This is a genomic window from Arthrobacter sp. KNU40 (genome assembly GCF_051515115.1).
In the GTDB taxonomy this organism is placed as follows: domain Bacteria; phylum Actinomycetota; class Actinomycetes; order Actinomycetales; family Micrococcaceae; genus Arthrobacter.
Map to the genome: position 1 here is coordinate 3,430,459 of NZ_CP195850.1, position 25,312 is coordinate 3,455,770.

Consider the following 25,312-nt stretch of genomic DNA (forward strand, 5'->3'; position numbering starts at 1 on the left):
AGGAGCGGAGAATCCGAAGACAGGGGGCAGTTTGGCTATGTGGGAAACTCCGTCAGCCAGACGGTGTGGAGGAGAAGTTGGCGGGCTTTCCTAGTTGCCCAGGTTGCCCAGATCGCCTAGGTCGCCGTCCTTGGGCAGGGAAAGTTCCTCGTTACGAGGCAGTTCTTCGACGTTGACGTCCTTGAAGGTAATGACCCGGACATTCTTCACGAAACGCGCCGAACGGTAGACGTCCCAAACCCAGGCATCCTGGAGGGTGAGGTCGAAATAGACCTCGCCGTCGGCACTGCGCGCCTGCAGGTCAACGTGGTTTGCAAGATAGAACCGGCGTTCGGTCTCGACAACGTAGCTGAACAAACCAACGACGTCGCGGTATTCGCGGTAGAGCTGGAGCTCCATGTCGGTTTCGTAGTTCTCAAGATCCTCGGCACTCATAGATCCATCTTGCACCATAGAGGCCGCGCACGCCGCCACGGCTGGGCGGACGGCAGCCAAGTCAAGGAAAAGCAGAGGCTAGACCAGGTTCCAGCTGGTCCGGTGGTACGGCGTGGGACCCAACGACCTGATGGCATCGCGGTGGAAAGAGGTCGCGTATCCCTTGTTCTCGTTCCAGCCGAAAGCTGGATATTCCTCGTGCAGCTCAATCATGATGCGATCCCTGGCAACCTTGGCCAGCACGCTGGCGGCCGCCACGCTGAGGCAGCTCATGTCCGCCTTCACCCGGGTGTGCACCGGCGCCTCACAAGCAGGACCAGATGGCTCGACGTCGAACAAGGAACCCTGGGTCTGGGGCGAGAGCCAGTTGTGGCTCCCATCCAGCAAGACGAGGTCCGGATGCACGCCCGAGGCGAGAATCTCGAACCAGGCGCGTGTTCCGGCAAGGCGCAGGGCCCCCACAATGCCCAGCGCATCGATCTCCGCTGAACTTGCGTGGCCCACTGCGGAGCCAACCGCCCATTCGCGTACCAGCGGTTCCAACCGCTCGCGGTCCTCGGGCTTGAGAAGCTTGCTGTCGCGGACATCGGCGAGCAGGCCGTGGTCACGGAGATCGACAACGGCGATCCCCACCGACACCGGTCCGGCGAGGGCTCCGCGGCCCACTTCGTCGACACCGGCCAGAAGCGTGACCCCCGGAGACAGGAACCCCCGTTCGACCTCCAGGGTCGGAAAATCAGGAGCGTGCTTGGTCCTCGCGGCGGGTTTCCGCTGCGTCCGAACCGGAGTTTCCGCTCCTGTCCCGCCCGGAACCATCACTTGCTCGCTGGGGCCGTAGGTGAAGCCGTGTTCTGGGGCGACGGCGAAGGAACGTTGCGGAAGACCTCGGAGTGGTTGTCAAGGATCTGCCAACGGTTGATCGGCCAGGCAATAACCGTGGCTTTGCCCTCGACGTCGGAGATGTCGATAAAACCACCATTGACGGACTGGTGTTCACGGGAGTCGGCGGAGTTGTTACGGTTGTCGCCCATAACCCAAATTTTGCCCGCAGGGACCACCACATCGAAAGACTTGGCCATGGGAACTTGGGCAGGATTGATATAGCTCTCGTTGAGGACCGTTCCATTGACGCTGACCCGCGCTGAGCTGTCGCAGCAGGAAACCCTGTCCCCCGGCAGGCCGATCACGCGCTTGACGAGGTGCTGATTGGTCTCGTCCGGAAGCAGTCCGACGAAGACGAGACCGTCCTGGAACCATTTGAAGGGCCCGGGCGTCGCCTTCTGCGTGGGCGGCAGCCATCCTTGTGCGTCCTTGAAGACCACGACGTCACCGCGCTCCAACGCGAAGGGTTGCGGCACCAGCAGATTGACGAAGATCCTGTCGTCGACGTCAAGGGTGTTGACCATGGACTCCGAGGGAATGAAGAAAGCACGGAACAGGAAGGTCTTGATCAGGAAGGACAAGACGATCGCGATGACCACCACGGTGCCGATCTCCCTGAGCCAGCCGAGGAACGGACTGCCGTGGGTTTTGGCAGCAGTTTCGGACCGATCGCTTTCGCCCGGTTCCAGCCTCGAATTCCGCCGTGCAGCGCGGCGCGGAGACTCCTGTTCCGCGGGCTGGACCGCCGTCGAGCCGGTCGCGCTCCCCGGTGCCGGATCGGCCTCGTCCGCTGAAAGTTCCGTGGCGGGAGCAGACGGTCCGTCCAGGGGCCTGGCGTCACCGTCGTGCCGTTCCGGCTTCCCGGGAGTTGTCTCGGGCATCTATTGTCCGTTCTTCGAGGTTGTACCGGCCTGCGCAGGGCGAGGCAGTTCTGCAAATCTATCAAGCGGCCAGATAATCCGGACCGGACGCCCGATGACACGCTCCAGCGGCACCATTCCTCCGCCGGGTGCACCCAGAAGGCTGCGCGAATCGGCCGATCGTGAACGGTGGTCCCCCATGAGCCACAATCGGTCGCTCGGAACGATGACGTCGAACCTCTGCTCGCTCGGCGTGTCGCCGGGATACAGATAGGGTTCCTCAAGCGGCTGACCGTTGACTGTGAGTTTGCCATCGGTGCCACAACAAACGACGTGGTCGCCGGGAAGCCCGATGACGCGTTTGACGTATGTCGTGTCACTTCCAGTCAGGCCCAGCCAGTGGCCGGCGGCGGCCACTGCGTCGGCAAACGGCCCTTTGCCGCTGTTCAGCGGAGCAAAGGTTCCCCTGCCGTCGAAGACCACGATGTCTCCACGGCGAATAGGTCCTGCGGCGAAATCAGTCCGGGACACAAGGATGCGGTCTCCGGTGCCCAGGATCGGTTCCATGGACTCAGAGGGGATGAAGTAGACGTCGAGCCACAACGACCGGACAAGCCCACTGATAGCCACGGCCAGGACAAGTGCGAGCAAAACAAAACGCCAGCCCTGTTTCCGGGGCTGGCGTTTTGCGTGGTCCATGATTCGTTTCCTGTTGCGTTGCGGATTTCTCCGGCGCAGGCCGGACACGAATCCAGGACCCGCTGTTGGTCGAAAGACCTACTTGCCGGTGGCGAAGTCGCGCTTTTCCTTGATCTTCGCAGCCTTGCCGCGCAGTGCGCGCATGTAGTAGAGCTTGGCGCGGCGGACGTCACCCTTGGTGACGACCTCGATCTTGTCGATGATCGGGGAGTGCACCGGGAAGGTACGCTCTACGCCGACACCGAAGGAGACCTTGCGGACCGTGAAGGTTTCGCGAACGCCGTCACCCTGGCGGCCCAGGACGAAGCCCTGGAAAACCTGGACACGGGAGTTCTTGCCTTCGATGATGTTCACGTGAACCTTGATGGTGTCACCCGCGCGGAACTCGGGAACATCGTTACGCAGCGAAGCTGCATCTACGTTATCGAGGATATGCATTAATCCACTCCTGGTGAACGCCACAGGTCATCCACTTTGGGTCACGGCGGGCAAGCCCGGGGCGCAAGGCCGTCCGGAAATCACCGCCGAAGATTTTCAAGTCCGGTACCGCCACTGATTGGCGGTTCCGGGTTGTCAGGCTGTTGGTGACGCTCCCCCTGTGGCAGGCGCGAACCCAGTAGACACAAGGGTTAATTCTGCCACACCCCGGGAGTTCCGGCCAATCCCGCGGATGCGGGCCGGTTGTTGCGCTCGGGCGGTGGACAAACCGCCCGACGACGACGGGCTCAGTCCGGGAGGTCGGCGTCCGGGCGGCGCCGCAACCGGCCGTCGACGACGTCGTACCCGAGGTCCCCGAAAACGGTGCGGTCCGCACGTGTCAGGCGGCCGGCGTCGAACTCTGCGAGAAGGTCCGGGCGGCGTTCGGCCGTGCGTCGGAACTGTTCGTGGCGGCGCCACTGGGCGATCTTGCCGTGGTTGCCGCTTAAAAGGACGGCGGGCACGTCACGATCGCGCCATGACGACGGCTTCGTGTAGACCGGGTACTCCAGCAAGCCGTCCGAATGGGATTCCTCCACCAACGATTCCGGATTGCCGACGACGCCTGGAAGCAATCGCCCAATGGCTTCGACCATGGCCAGGACTGCAACCTCGCCGCCGTTGAGGACGTAGTCGCCCAGACTGACCGGGCGGACGGTGAAGTGGCCTGCCGCCCATTCCATGACGCGCTCGTCGATGCCTTCATAGCGGCCGCAGGCGAAAACGAGCCGATCTTCCTCGGCGAGCTCATACGCAAGGGCCTGGTTGAAGCGCTCCCCCGCAGGCGACGGGACGATCAGGACCGGCTTCGTCGTCGGGCCCTCCGATGAGCCCTCGGCTTCGGGACGTCCGGCTTCGGCACTTGCTTCGGAGGCAATTGATTCCAGGGCCTGGGCCCAGGGCTCGGGTTTCATGACCATGCCAGCACCGCCGCCATACGGAGTATCGTCCACGGTGCGGTGCTTGTCCATGGTGAAGGTCCTCAAGTCATGGACATTCAGCTCCAGGAGCCCATCCTGACGGGCCTTGCCTATGAGGGAAAGCTCGAGTGGCGCCAGGTACTCCGGAAAGATGCTGACGACGTCGATGCGCATTTTAGGCGTCATCCTTGGTTTCAGCGTCGTCCTCTTCAGAGTCAGAGCCGGAAGCATCGGTGTTCAGTTCGAAGAGGCCCGGCGGAGGGGTGAGCAGAACGTAGCCGTCCTCGACGTTGACCTCGGGCACGATCTCTTCGACGAAAGGCACCAGGACTTCCTTGCCGTCAGCGTCTTCAATGACCAGCAGATCCTGGACGGGCATAGTGTTGAGTGCAGTCACTTTACCTACGACCTGCGAGCCGACACGGACCTCAAGACCGACAAGCTCGTGCTCGTACCAGCCTTCGTCGTCGTTCTCTTCCAGCTCTTCGGTCTCGATGAACAGCTTCGCGCCGCGGATTTCCTCCGCCTGGTTGCGCGTGGAGATCTCTTCGAAACCGAGCAACAGGATGTCCTTGTTCCACCGCGCGCTGGTGATGGTCAAGGGACCGGCCTTTGCGGGCTCCACCACAAATTCGGTTCCCGGGACGAAACGATCGCCGGGGGCATCGGTGAGCACCTGGACGGTGACTTCGCCGCGGATTCCGTGGGGCTTGCCGATTCGGGCAACCTGGAGCTGCATGGGGTTCCTCTGATTTCTTCGCTGGGCCGGCTTAGGGACCAAGGCTGGGGGTTTGCTCGTAAAACAATCCGGCCCCTCCACCATAATCTGGTGAAGGGGCCGGATTTAAGACAAGTATTGCTGAGCGCGTTACCGGCGACGGTCGGTGTCGACGACGTCGACCCGGACCTGCTCGCCACCCGCCAATGCCGCAATCACAGTGCGCAAAGCGCGTGCGGTGCGACCTTGGCGGCCGATCACCCGTCCGAGGTCGTCCTGGTGAACACGCACCTCGAGGGATTCCCCGCGGCGGTTGTTCTTGGCACTGACCTTGACGTCCTCAGGGCTGTCAACGATCCCACGGACCAAGTGCTCGAGCGCTTCTGCCAGCAATTTACTCAGCCTCGGTGGTCTCTGCTTCAGCGTCAGCGGGAGCTTCAGTTGCTTCCGACTGCTTGGCCTTCTTGGTGATGGCTTCCGGGATGATGACGGAACCCTTCTCCGGTGCAACGAAAGCAGGCTTGGCGACCTTGGTCTTCAGCGTGCCTTCCTGGCCCGGGAGACCCTTGAACTTCTGCCAGTCACCGGTGATCTTGAGGATCGCGGCAACCTGCTCGGTCGGCTGGGCGCCGACGGACAGCCAGTACTGTGCACGCTCGGAGACGACCTCGATGTACGAGGGCTCTTCGGTGGGGTGGTACTTGCCGATTTCTTCAATCGCACGGCCATCGCGCTTGGCGCGGGAGTCCATGACGACGATGCGGTAGTACGGTGCGCGCATCTTACCGAAGCGCTTAAGGCGAATCTTTACGGCCACTTTTGTGGTCACTCCTGTTTCTGAAACGGGGTTGAGCCCGTCGTTCTGCACCCGTGGGGCGGGCCATACTTGAGGGTTCCAAGGACAAGATGCACACACGGAGAGAGGGGCCGTGCGGATCGAGTACCTGTCCATTGTGCCAGATGGCGGACAGTATTTCGAACGCGCAGTCCGTGCGGCCGGTTTACTGCGGGGTTACTCGCCTGCGGACCAGACGTAAAGACCGGCCCGCTCCGCCTTTTCGACGTCGCTCGCGAGGGCCGCCAACTGCTGGACGTACAGACGGGACTGTTGGGCATCAAAGGGCATGTCCTCTTGGGCCGCCCAGCTTTCGGCGACGTCGTCGAGGACGTTTCCCTCCCCTTCGGTCTCGTAGCTGAGGAGCTCGGACAGGGCGCGCACCATGGCTTCGGGGACGCCCAGCAAGGCGTCGCTGGTGACGTCCACCAAAGAAAGCTCATAGTCGGCCCCGCTTGCATGCACGGCGGTCCCGGCGAGGTCGCCGAGCTGTTCTACTTCGAAATCGCTGATTCCCGGGATCCGTACTGCGGCGCCGGATACGTCGCTGCCCTTCTCCAGGGCAGCGGCCCTCTTGAGTGCTTCATCGTGGGTGGCAACAAAGATTTCAGCAAAGCCCATGGAAAGTACTCTCATTCGTTCGTGCCAACGGAGCTGCGGCGCGGCGGCCGAAATGCGCCACGTCGTCGGATCAAGCGTAGCGGACGGCGACCCGCAGCCGGTTGCGCCACGGGTCCTCGAAGCGCAACTCCTGGCCCGTGTGGTGGGACGCGATACCGGCAACCTTGAGGCGGTCGGCGAGCGCGCCGACGTCGTCTCCTGACGGAACCTCGATGACCACCTCGCCGAGGCCGAGTGTGTCCTTGCGCGGACCTGCACCGCGGCTGTTCCAGACATTCATGGCCATGTGGTGGTGGTAGCCGCCCGCGGAGACAAACAAGGCCTGACCGTGCCAGCCGGCGGTCTGCTCGAAGCCCAGGGTGTCGACGTAGAAATCATGGGCGGTCCGCACGTCGCCCACCTGGAGGTGGACATGCCCGACGCCGGCGCCGGCCTCGTGCTGGCCCGCGACCGCGGCTTCGCTCAGGTATTGCTGGAGGTAGCGCTGCGGCGGGAGCGGCAGGCTGTCCATGACGACCGAACTGCCGTTCCACTCCCAGCCTTCGCGGGGTTTGTCGTAGTAGAGCTCAATGCCGTTGCCCTCAGGGTCGGTGAAGTAGAAGGCCTCGCTGACCAGGTGGTCCGCACTGCCGACGAAAGCGTGGGGCTCGTATTGCGCGGCGGAGGCAACAGTCGCGGCGAGCGAGGATTGGTCTTCGAACAGCAGAGCCGTGTGGAACAGTCCGGCCTCCCCGCGACCCGGAATCTGGAGCCCGGACGCCGGCGCGAGGTGCACCAACGGCTTGCCGAGCCTGCCGAAATAGAGCCCGCCATCCTGTTCGGCGACCACGTCCAGCCCCAGCGCCCGCTGGTAGTAGTCGCCCATGAGCTTCATGTCCCCCACTTTGAGCATGACAGTACCCATGGTGAGTTCGGCAGGAAGGAGATCCTGGCTGGATGCGATGGTCATGTTAAACTCCCGGCTTTTTGTGGCGCCGCCCTTCGGCTACCTCTATCTATCTAAATTACTTGAAGCTTCAATTTATTCCTAATGCCCGGCGTTCCCTGAAATATGTCCCCTCAGCACGGTGCATCGCGGATTCAGCACCACCTCAAGGGACGCGCGGGGATCGTTTGCGTAGAGCACGACGTCGGCACTGGCACCTTCGCTGATGGCGTCGGCCCCCAGCCACTCGCGTGCGGACCAGCAGGCGGCATCGAGGGCGGCGGCCGCCGGAAGGCCCGCGCGATGCAATTCCAGGATTTCCTCACCGATCCGGCCGTGCTTGATGACGCTGCCGGCATCTGTCCCGGCGTACACCCGCACTCCGGCGTCGAATGCCTCGGCGACGCGTTCATGCCTGCGCTCCCACAGCATGGTCATGTGGGCGGCGTATCGCGGGAACTTCGCTTCCGCCTGCTTCGAGATGTCCGGAAAGGTCGCAATGTTGATGAGGGTGGGGACAATCGGCAAATCCTGGTCCAACAGCCGGGGAATATGGTGCGGCAGGAGGCCGGTGGCGTGCTCGATGCAGTCGATGCCGGCGTCGAGCATGTCGTCGATAGTCCCTTCGGCGAAGCAATGGGCAGTTACCCTGGCTCCCTCGTCGTGTGCCGCGGCGACGGCGTCCTTGACGATGGCGGCCGGAAAGGACGGGCCGAGATCCCCGGCGGAGCGGTCGATCCAGTCCCCGACGATCTTGACCCAGCCGTCTCCGGACTGCGCCTGCTTGCGCACCGCCTCCGCCAGATCCTCCGGCTCGACTTCTTCGGCCAGCCCGGGGATATAACGGCGTTGCCTCGCGATATGCCTGCCCGCGCGGATGATTCTCGGCATGTCCGTGCGGCGCTGCAGCCACCGCGTGTCGCTTGCGGATCCGGCGTCGCGGATCAAGAGCGTCCCGGCGTCCCGGTCCGCCGTCGCCTGCAGGCGCGCAGTCTCGTCGTCGACGGCCCCGCCCTTGCCCAAGCCAACATGGCAGTGCGCATCGACAAGGCCGGGCAGCACCCATCCGGCCAGGACGACGTCCGGTGCGGCAGCAGGCCGCAGAAAGGTCAACCGTCCGTTGACCGACCAGAGGCCGCGACGTTCCTCCTCCGGCCCGGTGAGGACGGTGCCGCTGAATTCGATGATTTCCGCCATGATTCCACCCTAGACTCCGACGCCGTCGCCGGCCCCGTCACAGCTGTCCTGGTCACATCTGTCTCAGGAGCTCTCTGCTGTGGTAGCTTCGTCTACGACCACACGGGGGCCCTTGCAAGGGCTGAGATCAGGCTGACGCAGCCTGCGACCGTTGAACCTGTCCGGGTAATGCCGGCGAAGGAAGTGAGTAATCCTTTGAGCACCAAAGAATCACAGCTGAGCCCTATCCAAAACGGATCGCCGCAAGAGGTGACACAATCCCTCAAGTCGCATTCCCTCGCGTTCCTGGAGGATGCCGAGACGGGAATCCGGGTTCCGGTGACTGAAATCGCCCTGGAGCCGTCCCCCAACGGCGAGGCCAACACGCCTTTCCAGGTGTACCGGACTGCAGGGCCCGGGAGTGATCCTGTGGTCGGCCTCGAGCCGTTCCGGAGCGAGTGGATCGAAGCCCGCGGTGACACCGAGGCCTACAGCGGCCGCGAACGGAACCTGCTCGACGACGGCAAGTCGGCCGTGCGCCGCGGCGCCGCCTCCGCAGAGTGGAAGGGCGCACAACCGGTGCCCCGCCGCGCCGTCGACGGCAAGACCGTGACACAGATGCACTACGCCAAGCAGGGCATCGTGACGCCCGAAATGCAGTTCGTTGCACTTCGCGAAAACTGCGATGTGGAACTCGTCCGCAGCGAAGTCGCCGCCGGCCGGGCCATCATCCCCAACAACATCAACCACCCCGAATCCGAACCGATGATCATCGGCAAGGCCTTCTTGGTGAAGATCAATGCCAATATCGGCAACTCGGCTGTCACCAGCTCCATCGCCGAAGAAGTGGACAAGTTGCAGTGGGCCACGCAATGGGGCGCCGACACAGTGATGGACCTGTCCACGGGCGACGACATCCACACCACCCGCGAATGGATCATCCGCAACTCCCCCGTGCCGATCGGCACCGTGCCCATCTACCAGGCCCTCGAGAAGGTCAACGGCGAAGCCAACAAGCTCACGTGGGAGATCTTCCGCGACACCGTCATTGAACAGTGCGAGCAGGGCGTGGACTACATGACCATCCACGCCGGCGTGTTGCTGCGCTACGTTCCGCTGACAGCCAACCGCGTGACGGGCATCGTTTCCCGCGGCGGCTCCATCATGGCCGGCTGGTGCCTGGCCCACCACGAGGAAAACTTCCTCTACACGCACTTCGACGAACTCTGCGAAATATTCGCCAAGTACGACGTCGCGTTCTCGCTGGGTGACGGCTTGCGTCCGGGAGCGACGGCGGACGCCAACGACGCCGCGCAGTTCGCCGAGCTCGACACGCTCGGGGAGCTCACGAAGCGGGCGTGGAAGTACGACGTGCAGGTCATGGTGGAGGGCCCCGGGCACATCCCGTTCCACCTCGTCCGCGAGAACGTCGAGCGGCAGCAGGAGTTGTGCGACGGCGCACCGTTCTACACCCTCGGCCCGCTCGTGACCGACGTTGCACCGGGCTACGACCACATCACTTCGGCTATCGGCGCCACGGAGATCGCGCGCTACGGAACCGCGATGCTCTGCTACGTCACCCCGAAGGAACACTTGGGCCTGCCCAACAAGGACGACGTCAAGACGGGCGTGATCACCTACAAAATCGCCGCCCACGCAGCCGACCTTGCGAAGGGACACCCCGGCGCCCACGAACGCGACGATGCCCTGTCCAAGGCCCGCTTCGAGTTCCGCTGGCGTGACCAGTTTGCGCTGTCGTTGGATCCGGTCACGGCCGAAGCGTTCCACGACGAGACGCTCCCGGCGGAACCGGCCAAGACGGCGCATTTCTGCTCCATGTGCGGACCGAAATTCTGCTCCATGCGCATCAGCCAGGACATCCGCGACGAATACGGCTCGGCGGATTCCCAGGCGGCCATCGCGGAAATGTACAGCGGGATGCGCGAAAAGAGCGAGGAATTCCTGGCATCCGGCGGCAAGGTCTACTTGCCCGAGCTCGAGGTTCCCGCAGGAAAACGTTGAGCGACGTCGGAAAGCCTGAACTAATCAGGAAGCTTGCACTGATCCGGCGCGGCTGACATCCGCGATGAAGGACCGGATCATCCGGTCTCCTTCAACTGAATCATGAGGCCGGTGTCCTCCAGCCGCAACGCGGTGGAGGGCACCGGTTTCCTGCAAGTAGCCGGCGATCTCTTCGTAAAGGGGTTCCCAACCACCGGTCAGGACAAGTGTGGGGACACCGGGCACGATATGCAGGGGCGCTTCCCAAGGCGGGGCCTGGAGCCGCAGGCGTCGGGCGGTACGACGGGCCTCCGGGGTACTGAGAACGGCCGCCTCGGAGGAAAACGCCCTCCGGACGAATTCGCGTTGGTAATCGTCATCGCTGAGTTCGTGCCGGATCCGGAACAACGGCTCCATGAGTGCCCGGTAAGCCGCGGTAGCGGGCAACTCAGCCGTCAATGAAAGACAAGCCGGTTCCACCAGCACGAGGGACCGGACTAGGTCGGGCCGCTCCACCGCGGCCAACATGGCTGAAATCGCGCCTTGGGAGTGCGCTACGATATGGCCTCCACGTGCGGGGCCGGAACCTGACGCGGCCTCCCGCCCTCCGAGGCACTCCAGGATAATGTCCACGTCGGCGGCAACATCGGATTCCAGAGGCTCGGCCTGCGCATCAAAGCCGTGGCGTTTCAGGAACAGTGCATCGTACGCCAGCGCCATGCCGTGCTGTTTCGGCCACGCGGCAGCGCCGAATGTGCCTGCTCCATGGACGAACACAACGCGCTGCTTTTGCATTCCCCCAGCCTATGGCACGGGGCTGACAACCCAACTCACTAGCAGTTGATGCCGTTCTGAGCCGTCAAAACGACACCTACTGCTAGCTAGTTGGGTGGGATAGCTACTTACCGAGGAACTTGTCGAAGCCCTTGGGCAGGTTCAGCTGGGAGGGGTCGAAGTCGCCGGTACCCTGGCCGAAAGCCGCGCCGGTGCGAACGGCGTTCGCCCGCTTGTTCTCGGCGTCGCGCAATTCCTGGGCCGCCTTGGCGGGGTTTCCGGAACGGGCCTTCTTCTTGGGTGCGTTCTTGCTCGCCTTGCGGGAACCACCACCGAGTCCGGGCATGCCAGGCATCCCGGGCATTCCGCCGCCTTGGGCCAGCTTCTTCATCATCTTCTGGGCTTGCGCGAAACGCTCCAGGAGGCCGTTGACCTCGGAGACGTGGACACCGGAACCACGGGCGATGCGGGCACGACGGGAACCGTTGATGATCTTCGGAGCCAAACGCTCATGCGGGGTCATGGAGCGGACAATTGCCTCCACGCGATCGATTTCACGCTCGTCGAACTGCTCCAGCTGCTGGCGGATGTTTTGCGCACCCGGCATCATCATGAGCATCTTCTTCATGGAACCCATGTTGCGGATCTGCTGCATCTGGGCGAGGAAGTCGTCCAGGGTGAAGTCTTCCTGGTCGGCGAACTTCTTCGCCATCCGGGCCGCTTCATCCTTGTCCCAGTTCTTCTCGGCCTGCTCGATCAGGGTGAGAACGTCACCCATATCGAGGATGCGGGAAGCCATGCGGTCCGGGTGGAACAGTTCGAAGTCGTCGAGGCCTTCGCCGGTGGACGCGAACATGACCGGCTTTCCGGTGACCGACGCAACCGAGAGGGCGGCACCACCGCGCGCGTCGCCGTCGAGCTTTGACAGCACGACACCCGTGAAGTTGACGCCTTCATCGAAGGCAACCGCCGTGTTGACGGCGTCCTGGCCGATCATGGAGTCGATCACGAACAGCACTTCGTTCGGGATGATCGCCTGGCGGATGCGGCGCGCCTGGTCCATCATTTCGGCGTCGACGCCGAGGCGTCCCGCGGTGTCGACAATCACGACATCGTGCAGCTTCTGGCGGGCCTCGTCGACGCCGGAGCGCGCGACGGCGACCGGGTCGCCGGTGGGAACATCCAGATCCGAGGTGGTCCCCGGGTGCGGCGCGAAGACGGGAACTCCGGCGCGTTCACCGACAATCTGGAGCTGGGTCACGGCGTTGGGACGCTGGAGGTCGGCGGCAACCAGCACGGGGCTGTGGCCTTGGGCCTTGAGCCACTTGGCAAGCTTGCCCGCGAGGGTGGTCTTACCCGCACCCTGCAAACCGGCGAGCATGATGATTGTGGGGCCGGTCTTCGCCATTCGGATACGGCGGGTCTCGCCGCCCAGGATCTCCTGGAGCTCCTCGTTGACGATCTTGACGATCTGCTGGCTCGGGTTCAGGGCCGCGGAAACCTCGGCGCCCAGGGCGCGTTCACGGATGCGGGCTGTGAACTCGCGGACCACGGGAACGGCAACGTCGGCGTCCAACAGGGCACGCCGGATCTCCCGGACGGTGGCGTCGACGTCGGCCTCGGTGAGGCGGCCCTTGCCACGGAGATTCTTGAAGGTTGCTGTCAACCGGTCAGAGAGTGAATTGAACACGCGCCGTGCACTTCTTTCAATGGTCTACGAATGGCGGCCGTTCCGACGCACCAATATCTTGACGATTCCTGCCCCAAACAAATCTGACTCAACTGAGGGACTCGACTATCTAGGGTACCAAGACGCGCCTGCAAGATGGCATGCTGGCACAGTGACCAGCAAAACAAGAGTAAATACGTTGCTCATCCTAGGTGCCTCCGGAGATCTGACGGGCCGATTGCTGTTGCCGGGCCTGGCCAGGCTCGTGGCCGGCGGCCTCGCAGACGGGCTGAAGCTTGTCGGAGCCGGCTCCGATCCGTGGACGCCCCAGCAATGGAGCCAACGCGTCAGTGCTGCGTTCGAGGAGGCCGCCAGCGGCGCAGGCGCCGCGGGCAAGAAAGCAATCGCGGCCCTGGAGAAAAGCACTGATTACCATCAACTGGATGTCACGGCCGACGGCCAGCTCGCGACACTCCTGGCCGGGCTTGAAGCACCAATCGCCGTCTATTTCGCTTTGCCCCCGCACATCAGCCAGAAGGCCTGCGAGGTCCTCACCGCCAAGGAACTTCCTCCCGAGACAAGCTTGGTGCTGGAGAAACCCTTCGGATCCAGCTCCGAATCCGCCCGGGACCTCAACAAGACGCTGGCCGCTTTGGTCCCGGAGGACCACATTCACCGCGTGGACCACTTCCTTGGCAAGGCCACCGTGTTCAACATCCTGGGCTTGCGCTTCGCCAACAGGTTCTTGGAGCCTGTGTGGAACCGGGACCACATCGAGAAGGTGGAGATCATCTTCGACGAAGACCTCGCACTCGAAGGACGGGCCCGCTATTACGACGGAGCCGGCGCCCTCAAGGACATGATCCAGAGCCATTTGCTCCACATCATGGCATTGCTTGCCATCGATGCCCCTTCAAGCATCGGCGAGCGCGATCTCCGCGACGCGATTTCAACGGTGCTGCGTGCGAGCAGCATCACCGCACCGTACAAGAAGTCCACCCGTCGGGCGCGCTACACCGCCGGCCGGATCGGCGACCGGGACGTGCCGGACTATGCCGCGGAAGCGGGCGTGGATCCGGCCCGGGAAACCGAGACGCTCGCAGAAGTCGAAGTGGGAATAGACACGTGGCGCTGGAAAGGTGTCCCCTTCATCCTGCGGTCTGGAAAGGCGTTGGGTGCCGCGCGGAAGGAGGCGATCGTCACCTTCCGTCCTGTCCCGCACCTGCCGACCGGATTCGAGGGCGTGGGCTCTCCTAACCGGCTGCGCATCGGCTTCGGCCCCGACACCCTGGAGCTCGATGTCGAAGTCAATGGTCCCGGAAACATCTTCACGCTGGATCGCGTGACTCTCAACGCGGAATTGAATGCGTCCGATCTGCTGCCCTACGGAGAAGTGCTGGAGGGCGTCATCACCGGAGATCCCCTGCTTTCAGTCCGCGGCGACACCGCCGTTGACTGCTGGCGGATCATCGAGCCCGTGATCAAGGCCTGGGCCAAGGATTCCGTCCCGCTCGAAAAATACGACGCCGGCGGGCCCGGTCCCGTGGACTGGCCAACCGCCGTCGGGGACTAACCAGGCGGCCACGCTCCTTCGAAAGCGCACACGCAAAGAGGGGCCGGGTACCTTTCCAGGTATCCGGCCCCTCTTTGCGTTGGTGCCTTAGATGGCTGCTGCGCCTCGCTCGCCCGTGCGGACACGGACAGCTTCGTAGACGTCTACGGTCCAGACTTTGCCGTCACCGGCACGGCCGGTGTTGGAGGAAGCAATCAGGACATCGAGGATGTCGTCTGCCTGCTCATCCGTGGCCAGGACCTCCACGCGTATCTTGGGAAGCAGATCCACGTTGTACTCAGCCCCGCGGTACACCTCGGTGTAACCCCGCTGCCGGCCGTAGCCGCTGGCCGCGCTGACCGTCAGTCCCTGTACCCCGTAGGCTTCGAGCCCCTCGCGGATGGCGTCGAGCTTCTCCGGGCGGACGATCGCCGTGATGAGTTTCATGCCTGGACACTCTCCTTGCCTGATACGGATGCTTCGTCGGTTGCTTCGGACGATACCTTGCCGGTGATGAGGTCGTGAAGGGGCTGGAAGCTTCCGCCATGGCCTCCGACGCCGAACTCGTATGCCGTTTCGGCGTGCAGGCTGAGGTCTGCACCGGCGATCTCCTGGCGTTCGGAGATGCGGAAGCCCATGAGCTTGTGGATCGGGTAGGCGATGATGAAGGTCATGACGCCGGTGAAGACGATCGAGCAGAGTGCCGCCAGCGACTGTGCGACCAGCTGTGTGGTACCTCCGCCGTAGAACAGGCCTGCGGGACCCTGGGTCGGAGTGGCGAGGAAGCCGATAGCCACGGTGCCGATGATGCCGGACACGAGGTGGACGCCGACGACATCGAGCGAATCGTCGTAGCCGAGCTTGAACTTGAGGCCGACCGCGAGGGCCGAGGCAACGCCGGCGGCAACACCGAGGGCGATGGCGCCGAGCGGGGAAACGTTGGCACAAGCCGGGGTGATGGCAACCAGGCCGGCGACGACGCCCGATGCCGCACCGAGCGAGGTGGGGTGGCCGTCACGGATGCGTTCCACGATAAGCCAGCCGAGCATGGCGGCTGCCGGGGCGACGAGAGTGTTGATCCAGATCAGGCCGGCCTGCTGCACGTTTGCCGCAGCACCGGCGTTGAACCCGAACCAACCGAACCAGAGGATGGCTGCACCGAGCATGACCAAGGGCACGTTGTGCGGGCGGTGGTTCGGGTCCTTGCCGAAGCCTTTGCGGTTGCCGATGATCAGGACGAGGATCAGGCCTGCCACACCGGCGTTGATGTGCACCACGGTGCCGCCGGCGAAGTCGATGACGGGAGCGAAGGTCTGGCCGAACCAGCCGGTTGCCGAGAAGAGGCCGCCGCCCCAGACCATGTAGGCCAAGGGCGCGTAGACGAGGGTGGCCCAGATCGGGGTGAACAGCGTCCATGCCGAGAACTTGGCGCGGTCCGCGATGGCACCGGAGATGAGGGCGACGGTGATGATCGCGAAGGTAGCGGCGTATCCGACGTGGAGGAGGTCTGCCGGATCCGTGAAGTTGTGCAAGCCGAAGTGGCTGAACGGGTTCGCAAAGAGCTCGAAGAAGTTGTCCGTGTTGCTCGTGGACATCGAGGCGCCCCATAGAACCCATACAAGGGTCACTGTGCCGATGGCGATGAAGCTCATCATCATCATGTTCAAGGCGGCCTTGGCACGGGTCATGCCGCCATAGAAGAATGCCAGGCCCGGGGTCATGAACAGCACGAAGGCTGATGCGACCAGGAGCCAAACGAGACCGGCGGTGAAGTCCATGTCTGCGTCCTCTCTGCTTTTAGATGCGGGCTGAGCCGCCTGTCCCAACGCATTTGCGTTCTATGTAAGAGTTTTGCGGGGCCGTGTTTCACCTGCGAAGGTTTTAGATTGCGGGGCTGTTACAAGAACTTCTCGAACGTAAATGGTGCATATCACTCGTGTTACCGATATGTTTCGTCAGTTCCACTTCCCCCGCGTTCCCACTACCCAGAGGACTCCGACACCATGACCGCAAGCCCGAAGTCCCCCGCCAATCAAGGAGCGAGGGCCCCAAAGGCTGCAATGCCGCGGGACATCAAGGTGATGTTGGCGGCAGCGTTCCTGATCGCACTGGGTTTTGGCCTCGTGGCGCCCGTGCTCCCCCAGTTCGCCACGACTTTCGACGTCGGGGCGACGGCAGCCGCGGTGATCGTGAGTATTTTTGCCTTCATGCGCTTGGTGTTTGCTCCGGCCGGGGGTGCCCTGATGGGCCGCTTCGGCGAACGTCCGGTGTACATTGCAGGGCTGCTGATTGTGGCGGCTTCGACGGCGGCCTGCGCCTTCGCCCAGAACTATTGGCAGCTGCTGGTCTTCCGGGGCCTTGGCGGAGCCGGGTCCGTGATGTTCACCGTTGCGGCGATGGGCCTGTTGATCAGGCTCGCCCCTCCGGAAAGCCGTGGACGGGTCTCCGGCGCGTACGCCTCCGCCTTCCTGATCGGCAGCGTCCTGGGGCCCGTGGTTGGCGGTTTGCTGGCCGGCTTCGGCCTGCGCGTCCCGTTCCTCGCCTACGCGGCGGCCCTGGTCCTTGCGGCCCTGGTGGTACGCACGCAGCTGACGGGCAGTTCAGGTGCAGCGAAGCAAGGCGGCGCGGCGGGGCCGGCGATGCGCATGAAGGAGGCCCTGGGCGATTCTGCCTACCGGGCCGCCCTGTTCTCCAGTTTCAGCAACGGCTGGGCGACCTTCGGCGTGCGCATGGCCACTGTGCCACTTTTCGCGGTGGTCGTGCTGGCCGGAGGATCGGCCTCGGCGGGGTGGGCGCTGGCGGTGTTTGCAGGGGGAAACGCGCTGGCGCTGACCTTCTCCGGCCGCATGGCTGACAGTTTCGGCCGCAAGCCCATGATGCTGCTGGGCTTGGTCGTCACTGGCCTGGCCACCGCCACCATCGGGTTGACCGGCAATCTACCGGCGTTTTTCGCGGCGTCTGCCGCGGCCGGCTTCGGCTCCGGCTTGCTGAACCCGGCCCAGCAGGCCGCCGTCGGGGACATCATCGGTCGTGGCCGCTCCGGCGGCAAGGTGCTGGCGGTCTTCCAGATGGCCTCCGATGCCGGAGCCATCGTGGGTCCGGTCCTGGTCGGCCTCCTGGCCGATGGGCTTGGCTACGGTTGGGCCTTCGGCGCAACGGGCGGAATCCTCCTGCTCGCCGCCGTCGGCTGGTCCGCGGCACGCGAGCCGATGCAGCGCGTCCCCGAAAGCGTCGACTAGCCCAACTAGCTCGCAGTTGTTGTCGTTTTGAAGGCTCATAACGACAACAACTGCGAGCTAGTTGGGCTGGACGCGGCTAGTTGAGCAGGGCGTCGACGAAGGCTTCGGCCTCGAATGGCGCGAGGTCGTCGGGTCCTTCGCCGAGGCCGACGAGCTTGACCGGCACGCCAAGGGCCTTTTGGATGGCGACGACGATCCCGCCCTTCGCGGTGCCGTCCAGCTTCGTGAGGACGATTCCCGTGATGTTGACTACTTCGGAGAAGACCTTTGCCTGGTTCAGGCCGTTTTGGCCTGTGGTCGCGTCCAGTACCAGAAGGACTTCGTCCACTTCGGCCAGCTTCTCGATCACGCGCTTGACCTTGCTGAGCTCGTCCATGAGGCCCACCTTGTTTTGCAGGCGACCGGCAGTGTCGATCATGACGACATCCACTTCCTGCTCAATGCCGGCCTTGACTGCTTCATAGGCGACAGAGGCGGGGTCCGCGCCGACGACGTGCGACCTGACGGTTGCGACGCCGACACGCTGGCCCCACGTGGCGAGCTGCTCCGCAGCCGCCGCACGGAAGGTGTCGGCCGCGCCCAGCAGGACGTCCTTGTCTTCGGCGACGAGAACGCGCGCGAGCTTGCCGACGGTGGTGGTCTTACCGACCCCGTTGACGCCGACGACGATCATGATGGCCGGGTGGGCTCCCTTGCGTTCCACGTTCAGGCTGCGGTCCATCGTCGGGTCCACGAGCTTGATGAGTTCCTCGCGCAGGAGTGCCTTGACGTCCTCTGGACTGCGGGTGCCTTGCACTTTTACCCGTGCACGCAGGGCATCGACCAGCTGCATGGTGGGCTCGGTGCCGAGGTCGGCAAGGAGCAGCGTTTCTTCGACTTCGTCCCAGACGTTTTCGTCGATCTTGTCGCTCGAAAGCAGGGCCAGGAGCCCCTTGCCGAGGATGCTGTTGGATTTGACCAGTCGCGCCCGAAGCCGGTTGAGGCGGCCCTCGACAGGCGCAGGGGTCTCCACCTGGATGAGTTCCAGGCCCGCGGCGTCATCCGGAACGTCGGTCTCCGGCACAGCGAGGTCGGCGGGTTCGACGACGGGTCCCGGCGCCGTGCGATCCGGCGCGTTCCCGGGGGCGTCGTCGACGATCGTTCCGCCGCCTGCCCGCGCCTTGTCAGCGGGGTCGTTGGCGTCGCGCGTTCCAGCGTAAGTCGAGGAGGACTTCCGCGCCTTGAGCAGGACAGGAATCAGCCCTCCGACCACCACGATGGCAGCGACAATGGACAAAATAATGGGGAGGAGATCGTTCACTCCCCTAGCTTCTCACAAAGCTAGACCTCGGCACCGAGCCTCTGGCTGATGACGGTGGACACGCCATCGCCCCGCATTGTCACTCCGTAGAGGGCGTCCGCGACTTCCATGGTCCGCTTCTGGTGCGTAATGACAATCAGCTGGCTGGACTCGCGCAGCTCTTCGAAAATCGTGATGAGCCTGCCAAGGTTCGTATCGTCCAGCGCGGCTTCCACTTCGTCCATGACATAGAACGGCGAAGGCCGCGCCTTGAAAATCGCCACGAGCAACGCGACAGCCGTCAGCGATCGTTCGCCACCGGAAAGCAAGGACAACCGCTTGATCTTCTTGCCGGCAGGCCTTGCCTCCACCTCGATGCCGGTGGTCAGCATGTCATCGGGATCCGTCAGCACCAATTTGCCTTCCCCGCCCGGGAAGAGCCGCGCGAAGACGTGGTCGAACTGCTTGGAAGTATCGGCGAAGGCTTCAGCAAAGACCTGCTGGACGCGGTTGTCCACTTCCTTGATGATGTCCAAAAGGTCTTTGCGACTGGACTTGAGGTCTTCCAACTGCGTGCTCAGGAATTGGTGGCGTTCCTCAAGTGCGGCAAATTCCTCAAGCGCCAAGGGGTTCACTTTGCCAAGGGCGGCGAGGTCCCGCTCAGCCTTGCGGAGCCGTTTCTCCTGCTCGGCGCGGACGAAGGGAACACCCTCGACGATGGCGTTTCCGTCTTCGTCCACGGGTGCGCGGAGTTCGGCCCATTTGTCCACGGTCGCGGCGGGCACGGGAACGAGCTGCTCCGGACCGAAGTCGGCCACGAGTTGCTCCGCCGACAGGCCCAGCTCCTCGATGGCGCGGGTTTCCAACGCTTCGATCCTGAGCCTTTGCGGGGCCCGGGCGAGTTCGTCGCGGTGCACGGAATCCGTCAGTCCCGCCAGCTCCTGCGCCAACTTCTCGTTGCTGCTCCGGACATCAGCGAGTTCCTTTTCGCGCTGCTCCCGGACTGCCTCGGCGACATCGCGGTCGCGGGCGGCGAGGTCCACTGATACGTCAACGAAACGTACAGTCTGTTCGACGGCGGAAGCAACGGCCGAGGCCCGCTCGGCTTGGGCTTTGCGTCGCAAAGCCCGGCGCGCGGCTTCCTCACGTGCCCGCCGTTCGCTCGCGGCGGCCCGTTCCAGGGAAGCGGCCCGGTTGCTGGTCGCGGCGAGCTGTTCCTCGGCACTTCGCAAGCCCAGCCTGACCTCCATCTCACGGGACCGGGCGTCGCTGGCAGCCCTGGCCAAGGCATCGCGGTGCTCCGTGGAAGGCTCTTCCTCCTGGGGGGCTTCTTCTGCCGCGGCCAGCCGTTCCGCCGCAAGCTCAAGGGATTCCTCTGCCACGGCGATGTTCAGTTCGGCTTTGGCCAGGGACTCCGCCATTCGATCGCGTTCCGCGACCGCGCTGCGCAACTGGGAATTCAGGTGGCCAAGCCGTTCCGCGACGGCGGCCAGGCGGGCATCCGAGTCGTGGAGATTGTCCAGCGCGGCGTTCGCACGTTCCCGGGCATCGGCCCGGCGCGCTTCGGCTCCAGCAAGGGCGAACTTTCCCCGCTCGAGACGCGTGGTGAGCTCCAGGAGCCGGGCGTCGGCGTCGTCCACTGCGGCTTGGACCTCAAGAAGCGACGGCGCCGTCGCCGAGCCGCCGTCCACCGTCAAGGCACTGAAGAAGTCGCCTTCGAGGGTCACCGCGGTAAGCTCCGGGTTGCCGGCAATGAGGCTTGCCGCCGCGTGCAAGTCGTCGACGACGGCGGTGGACGCGAGAATGGTCCTTGCGCCACTCGCTTCGGGGGCGTCAGTCGCCACCAACCCGGCGGCCCAGCGCGCACCGTCAGGCAGTACCGGCAATTCCCGCAGGCCAGGCTCGGGATCCGCTGAGGGTGCAGCGCCTGCCACCAAAAGCGAGGCGCGTCCGGCGTCGGCGTCCTTCAATAGTTGCAGCGCGGCGACGGCCCCCGCGCTGTCTGCCACCACGACGGCGTCGGAAGCAGTGCCAAGTGCTGCGGCCACGGCCGTCTCATACCCGGGCTCCACCGTCAGGAGGGAAGCAAGCGAACCCAGGACTCCAGGGTGGTCCGAGGACAGAAGCCGTGAAGAACCATCCTTGCGGTTGAGTCCAAGCTGCAAAGCATCGCGGCGGGCGGTGAGGGCATCGCGTTCGCGGACTTCTTCGCGTTCGGCAGTTTTCAACGCTTCGATCTCGGCGTTGATCTCGTCAAGAAGGGCGCTGGCGTCCTCGTATTCGGCGTCGAGGCTTTCTTCGCCGTCTTCGACACCGGCCACCTGCGACTCGAGGGCCGTGAACTCGCTTTGCGCGTGCCGACGCCGTTCCTCACCGGCTGCCAGCGAGTCCCTGAGCCTGCCCCGCTCAGCCTCGGCCGCCTCGGCCCGGGAGCGTGCGGCAGCCAATTGGCCTACGAGCTTCGCGAGGCCTTCACGGCGATCAGCTGCTGCCCGCAACACGGCCGTCAGGCGTTTGTCCTCGGCCGCGGCCAGGTTCTCGGCTTCCTGTTTGGCCGCCGTGGCCTCGAGAAGGCCTGCTTGCTTCGCCAAGATGTCGTGCTCCAGCTCCGACTGTTCCTGCCGGACCCGGGCGGCCTGGCGGTCCAGGTGGTCCGGGTCGCGGCCCGAATCCGGGGCAGCATCGGAGGCACCGAGGAGGCGGCGGCGCTCGGTTGCAAGCGATCCCAGGGCGCGGAGCCGGTCCCTGGTTGCCGACAACTGGTACCAGTTGTCCCTGGCCGCATTGAGTCTGGGCGTGGCCTCAGCCGCGAGTTGCTCAAGGCGGATCTGGCGTTGACGGCCTGCCCCAAGCTCCGCTTCGACTACCTCACGGCGCTCCTTCAACGCGGCCTCGTCGGCGACGTCCTTCTCCAACGTCCGGGTGAGCTGGACGAGATCATCGGCCAGGAGCCTGGACTTGGCGTCGCGGACGTCGAACTGCACGGTTTGGGCACGGCGGGCGACTTCGGCCTGTTTGCCGAGCGGCGTAAGTTGACGGCGGATTTCCGCCGTGAGGTCACCAAGGCGTTGCAGGTTCGCCTGCATGGCTTCCAGCTTGCGGACGGTCTTTTCCTTGCGACGCCGGTGCTTGAGGATGCCTGCGGCTTCTTCAATGAATCCCCTGCGGTCCTCGGGGGTGGCGTGCAGGACCCGGTCCAACTGCCCCTGCCCCACGATCACGTGCATCTCCCGACCAAGACCTGAATCCGAGAGCAGCTCCTGGATGTCCAGGAGACGGCATGGCGAGCCGTTGATGGCGTACTCGGATCCTCCCGTCCGGAACAATGTGCGGGAAATGGTGACTTCGCTGTATTCGATCGGCAGGGCGCCATCGGAATTGTCGATCGTCAGGGCAACGTGCGCTCGGCCCAGGGGCGGCCGCCCCGATGTGCCGGCGAAGATGACGTCTTCCATTTTGCCGCCGCGCAGGGTCTTGGCACCTTGTTCGCCCATGACCCAGGCCAACGCGTCAACCACATTGGACTTGCCCGAACCGTTGGGGCCGACAACGGCGGTGACGCCCGGCTCGAAGTCGAACGTCGTGGCCGACGCGAACGACTTGAATCCCCGGACAGTCAAACTTTTCAGATGCAAGGTGTTTCGGATCTCCTGAGTGGCTGAATTCCCGTTCTCAATCTACTGCCCGACGGCGGAAATGCCCGGATTTGCGGGGCAAACCGGCGAATCCGTGCTACCAGCGGCCGTTGCGCGGCTTCGGCTGGCAGATCGGGCAAGTGTACGAGGAGCGGTTCATGAATTGCTCCCGTTTAATCACACCGGGAAGTCCAACGGCGGAACAACGCCTGCACGGCTCGCCCTCCCGGCCGTAGGCATCCAAGGACCGCGCGAAGTATCCCGAAGCTCCGTTGACATTGACATAGAGCGAATCAAAGCTCGTCCCACCGGCGGCGAGGGCGTCGCTCATGACTTCCTTCGCCGCGTCGACGAGCCTCACGGCATCGGCCCGCTTGAGGGTGTCTGTCGGCTTGGCATAGTGGAGCCTGGCCCGCCAGAGGGCTTCATCGGCGTAGATGTTGCCTATCCCGGAGATGACACCCTGATCCAACAGGGCACGCTTGAGACCGGTCTTGCGGGCTTTGACCTTGCGGTAGAACGCGTCAAAGGAAAAGTGCGGGTCCAGCGGATCGCGGGCGATGTGCGAGGCTTCTTCGGCAATTTCAGGAAGGGGGGTCTCACCCTGGCCGCCGGGGCCGCCGTCGGACGTCGGTACAAGGGAAGTGATAAACAGTCCGCCGAAGATCCGCTGGTCCACAAACCGCAACTCCTCGGGCATGCCGTCGGAGCTGCTAAGACGGAGACGTACTTTGAGGTGCTTCTCATCGGGGACCGCAGGGTCCTGCATGAGGAGCTGCCCGCTCATACCAAGGTGCGCCATCAGCGCGACGCCGGGCATTGTTTCGACGGACGCGGCCCCGCCTGGCAGTTCGGCGGCGTTGCCCGCACTGCGGGGTTCCTCGGTTCGCAGGGGCATCCACAGGAACTTACCGCGGCGGACGACATCCAAAACCGTGGTGTTCTCAAGGTTGCCGATAAAGTCCTCCGTGCCCAAAGCGTGGCGGCGGATGGAACGGGGATCCAGGACCTCCACGGCCGTGATGGTCCGGCCGCGCACCCAACGTGCCAGGCCGCGGCGGACCACTTCGACTTCGGGCAGTTCCGGCATGTGGAGTCAGTCGCTGTGCGCAGGATCAGCCGGAGAGTCGGCTTTGCTGTTCAGCGTGACCTTGCTGTTGAGGGTGCGCCACGCATCTGCGGCTGCTTCCTGTTCGGCTTCCTTTTTGGAGTGTCCCGTGCCTTTGCCGTAGGCGGTGCCGCCGATCTGGAGCACTGCCTCAAAGCTGCGCGCGTGGTCCGGGCCGGAGCCTTCGACTGCATAGTAGATGGACCCGAGCTGACGGCTGGCGGCAAGCTCCTGCATGCTGGTCTTCCAGTCGGTGCCGGCACCGAGGGCTGCGGCGTCCTTGAGCAAGGGCCCAACGAGCCGCATGACGAGCTGCCGGGCAGTCTCAATGTCGTTGGAAAGATAGGTTGCGCCGATGAGCGCTTCCATGGTGTCCGCAAGGATAGAAGACTTGTTCTTACCGTCGGTGAGCCTTTCGCCCTGCCCGAGGTAGATGAATTCGCCGATGCCAAGGTCCCGGCCGATACCCGCCAACGCGCGGGTGCTCACGACGGCGGAGCGTCGCTTCGCTAGGTCGCCTTCCGGCAGCGCCGGGTTGTCGCGGTACAGCGAATCGGTCACGGAGAAGCCCAGGATGGAGTCGCCCAGGAACTCGAGGCGCTCATTGGTGGGAATCCCGCCATTTTCATACGCGTATGAACGATGTGTCAGAGCAAGACGAAGCGTCTCGGCGTCAATGGAGACACCGAGACGCTTCAGAAGCTCTTCAGTTGAAGACATCCTTTGTCAGCCTTTTGGCGGATTTAGACGTCAGCGACCTTGCGGCCCTTGTATTCAAGGAACAGCGCGGTCCCGGCAGAGTCGGTTACGACCTTTGCCTGGTGCGGCAGGCTGTAAACAACCTGGCCGTTTTCGATGGTCTTGACCAAGTTGGGGGCAGTTGCCTTCCACTGGGCACGGCGGGCGCGTGTATTTGCGCGAGACATTTTCCGCTTGGGAACAGCCACGGCTATCTCATTTCTCTTTTAGTCAGCACTTACTAATCAGTTTGCCGGTCGGTCTTAGCCAGTTCAGCTAGGGCAGCCCAGCGAGGATCCAGGTCCTCGTGGTGGTGCCCCGGCTCGTCTTCCAGACGCACTCCGCATATTGAGCAGAGGCCCTGGCAGTCTTCCCGGCACACCGGCTGGAACGGCAGCATGGTTACAACCGCGTCCCGCAACACCGGTTCAAGATCGATTAGATCGTGCTCGACTCGACGTTGCTCTTCATCGTCTTCTTCGTCCGAAAGCTCGACGCCCTCATAGAAGAAAAGTTCTTGCACATTGACCTCAAGGTCATACGCAAGGGGATCCAGGCATCGTCCGCATTCGCCCTTGACTTCAGCGAATACGGTTCCAGATACCAGAATTCCTTCGTGTACGGCCTCAAGCCTCAGGTCGAGCTCGATATCCGAGCCTTCCTGAACGCCAATGAGTGCCACGCCAAGGTCACTTGGCGCGGGTACATGTTCCGTGAGCGTCCGCATGCTTCCTGGACTACGTCCGAGGTCCTTGACGTCCAGCGTCAA

25 protein-coding genes and 1 riboswitch are annotated in these 25,312 nt (G+C 63.8%); of the genes, 3 read left to right on the forward strand and 22 right to left on the reverse strand.

Annotated elements, in window-relative coordinates; genetic code table 11:
* Positions 1-90 precede the first annotated feature (90 nt).
* From ACSKT0_RS15935 to ACSKT0_RS15990, 12 genes are all read right to left on the reverse strand, one after another.
* Complete coding sequence (locus ACSKT0_RS15935; protein ID WP_028267525.1) at positions 91-435, reverse strand: DUF2469 domain-containing protein; 345 nt, start codon at positions 433-435, stop codon at positions 91-93.
* 78 nt (positions 436-513) lie between these two features.
* A complete protein-coding gene (locus ACSKT0_RS15940; protein WP_437770668.1) occupies positions 514-1,251 on the reverse strand; it encodes a ribonuclease HII in 738 nt (245 codons plus the stop codon).
* Positions 1,251-2,198, reverse strand: a complete 948-nt coding sequence (gene lepB / locus ACSKT0_RS15945; RefSeq protein WP_437770669.1) for a signal peptidase I — start codon at positions 2,196-2,198, stop codon at positions 1,251-1,253. The genes ACSKT0_RS15940 and lepB (ACSKT0_RS15945) overlap by 1 nt, the downstream gene beginning before the upstream one ends.
* A complete protein-coding gene (gene lepB, locus ACSKT0_RS15950; RefSeq protein WP_437770670.1) occupies positions 2,199-2,876 on the reverse strand; it encodes a signal peptidase I in 678 nt (225 codons plus the stop codon).
* 78 nt (positions 2,877-2,954) lie between these two features.
* Complete coding sequence (gene rplS, locus ACSKT0_RS15955; RefSeq protein ID WP_234752061.1) at positions 2,955-3,314, reverse strand: 50S ribosomal protein L19; 360 nt, start codon at positions 3,312-3,314, stop codon at positions 2,955-2,957.
* 287 nt (positions 3,315-3,601) lie between these two features.
* Positions 3,602-4,447, reverse strand: a complete 846-nt coding sequence (trmD, locus tag ACSKT0_RS15960; RefSeq protein ID WP_437770671.1) for a tRNA (guanosine(37)-N1)-methyltransferase TrmD — start codon at positions 4,445-4,447, stop codon at positions 3,602-3,604.
* 1 nt (position 4,448) lies between these two features.
* Positions 4,449-5,012 carry a ribosome maturation factor RimM gene (gene rimM / locus ACSKT0_RS15965; RefSeq protein ID WP_437770672.1) on the reverse strand — a complete coding sequence of 188 codons (564 nt, stop codon included), beginning with the start codon at positions 5,010-5,012 and terminating at the stop codon, positions 4,449-4,451.
* Between the two features lie 129 nt (positions 5,013-5,141).
* Positions 5,142-5,384 carry an RNA-binding protein gene (locus tag ACSKT0_RS15970; RefSeq protein ID WP_028267532.1) on the reverse strand — a complete coding sequence of 81 codons (243 nt, stop codon included), beginning with the start codon at positions 5,382-5,384 and terminating at the stop codon, positions 5,142-5,144.
* 1 nt (position 5,385) lies between these two features.
* Positions 5,386-5,808: a 30S ribosomal protein S16 gene (rpsP, locus tag ACSKT0_RS15975; RefSeq protein WP_059387673.1), complete on the reverse strand. Its 423-nt coding sequence runs from the start codon at positions 5,806-5,808 to the stop codon at positions 5,386-5,388.
* Positions 5,809-6,003: 195 nt separating this feature from the next.
* Complete coding sequence (locus ACSKT0_RS15980; RefSeq protein WP_437770673.1) at positions 6,004-6,447, reverse strand: hypothetical protein; 444 nt, start codon at positions 6,445-6,447, stop codon at positions 6,004-6,006.
* A gap of 70 nt (positions 6,448-6,517) precedes the next feature.
* Entirely contained in the window at positions 6,518-7,396 is an 879-nt protein-coding gene (locus tag ACSKT0_RS15985; RefSeq protein ID WP_437770674.1) for a VOC family protein, read from the reverse strand.
* A 78-nt stretch (positions 7,397-7,474) separates the two neighbouring features.
* The gene (locus ACSKT0_RS15990; protein ID WP_437770675.1) at positions 7,475-8,569 is read right to left on the reverse strand and encodes an amidohydrolase family protein; all 1,095 of its coding nucleotides are present in this window, start codon (positions 8,567-8,569) and stop codon (positions 7,475-7,477) included.
* A gap of 92 nt (positions 8,570-8,661) precedes the next feature.
* A riboswitch (TPP riboswitch) is annotated at positions 8,662-8,769 on the forward strand.
* Between ACSKT0_RS15990 and thiC the strand changes: the two genes are divergently transcribed.
* Positions 8,765-10,570: a phosphomethylpyrimidine synthase ThiC gene (gene thiC / locus ACSKT0_RS15995; RefSeq protein ID WP_437770676.1), complete on the forward strand. Its 1,806-nt coding sequence runs from the start codon at positions 8,765-8,767 to the stop codon at positions 10,568-10,570. It overlaps the preceding riboswitch by 5 nt.
* Before the next feature lie 24 nt (positions 10,571-10,594).
* Here the strand turns inward: thiC and ACSKT0_RS16000 are convergent, their stop codons facing one another.
* Entirely contained in the window at positions 10,595-11,344 is a 750-nt protein-coding gene (locus ACSKT0_RS16000) for an alpha/beta fold hydrolase (RefSeq protein WP_345449956.1), read from the reverse strand.
* A gap of 103 nt (positions 11,345-11,447) precedes the next feature.
* Positions 11,448-13,013, reverse strand: coding sequence for a signal recognition particle protein (gene ffh / locus ACSKT0_RS16005; RefSeq protein ID WP_437770677.1), 1,566 nt, complete (start codon positions 13,011-13,013; stop codon positions 11,448-11,450).
* A gap of 151 nt (positions 13,014-13,164) precedes the next feature.
* Between ffh and ACSKT0_RS16010 the strand changes: the two genes are divergently transcribed.
* Entirely contained in the window at positions 13,165-14,565 is a 1,401-nt protein-coding gene (locus tag ACSKT0_RS16010; protein WP_437770678.1) for a glucose-6-phosphate dehydrogenase, read from the forward strand.
* 87 nt (positions 14,566-14,652) lie between these two features.
* On the opposite strand, the gene ACSKT0_RS16015 is transcribed toward ACSKT0_RS16010, so the two are convergent.
* Together ACSKT0_RS16015 and ACSKT0_RS16020 are read right to left on the reverse strand one after the other, a co-directional pair.
* Positions 14,653-14,991, reverse strand: a complete 339-nt coding sequence (locus ACSKT0_RS16015) for a P-II family nitrogen regulator (RefSeq protein WP_028264639.1) — start codon at positions 14,989-14,991, stop codon at positions 14,653-14,655.
* Complete coding sequence (locus ACSKT0_RS16020; protein ID WP_345449953.1) at positions 14,988-16,322, reverse strand: ammonium transporter; 1,335 nt, start codon at positions 16,320-16,322, stop codon at positions 14,988-14,990. The genes ACSKT0_RS16015 and ACSKT0_RS16020 overlap by 4 nt, the downstream gene beginning before the upstream one ends.
* 225 nt (positions 16,323-16,547) lie before the next feature.
* Here ACSKT0_RS16020 and ACSKT0_RS16025 point away from each other — a divergent pair, with 225 nt between their 5' ends.
* The gene (locus tag ACSKT0_RS16025) at positions 16,548-17,783 is read left to right on the forward strand and encodes an MFS transporter (protein ID WP_437770679.1); all 1,236 of its coding nucleotides are present in this window, start codon (positions 16,548-16,550) and stop codon (positions 17,781-17,783) included.
* A 76-nt stretch (positions 17,784-17,859) separates the two neighbouring features.
* Here ACSKT0_RS16025 and ftsY read toward each other — a convergent pair whose 3' ends face one another.
* The 6 genes from ftsY to ACSKT0_RS16055 form a co-directional block, all read right to left on the reverse strand.
* The gene (ftsY, locus tag ACSKT0_RS16030; protein WP_437770680.1) at positions 17,860-19,083 is read right to left on the reverse strand and encodes a signal recognition particle-docking protein FtsY; all 1,224 of its coding nucleotides are present in this window, start codon (positions 19,081-19,083) and stop codon (positions 17,860-17,862) included.
* 20 nt (positions 19,084-19,103) lie between these two features.
* Entirely contained in the window at positions 19,104-22,697 is a 3,594-nt protein-coding gene (gene smc, locus ACSKT0_RS16035; RefSeq protein ID WP_437770681.1) for a chromosome segregation protein SMC, read from the reverse strand.
* Positions 22,698-22,794: 97 nt separating this feature from the next.
* On the reverse strand, positions 22,795-23,787 hold the full coding sequence (gene mutM / locus ACSKT0_RS16040) for a bifunctional DNA-formamidopyrimidine glycosylase/DNA-(apurinic or apyrimidinic site) lyase (protein ID WP_437770682.1): 993 nt from the start codon (positions 23,785-23,787) through the stop codon (positions 22,795-22,797).
* A gap of 6 nt (positions 23,788-23,793) precedes the next feature.
* Positions 23,794-24,525, reverse strand: a complete 732-nt coding sequence (rnc, locus tag ACSKT0_RS16045; protein WP_437770683.1) for a ribonuclease III — start codon at positions 24,523-24,525, stop codon at positions 23,794-23,796.
* Positions 24,526-24,548: 23 nt separating this feature from the next.
* Complete coding sequence (gene rpmF, locus ACSKT0_RS16050) at positions 24,549-24,752, reverse strand: 50S ribosomal protein L32 (protein WP_028264646.1); 204 nt, start codon at positions 24,750-24,752, stop codon at positions 24,549-24,551.
* A gap of 32 nt (positions 24,753-24,784) precedes the next feature.
* A complete protein-coding gene (locus ACSKT0_RS16055; RefSeq protein WP_059387665.1) occupies positions 24,785-25,312 on the reverse strand; it encodes a YceD family protein in 528 nt (175 codons plus the stop codon).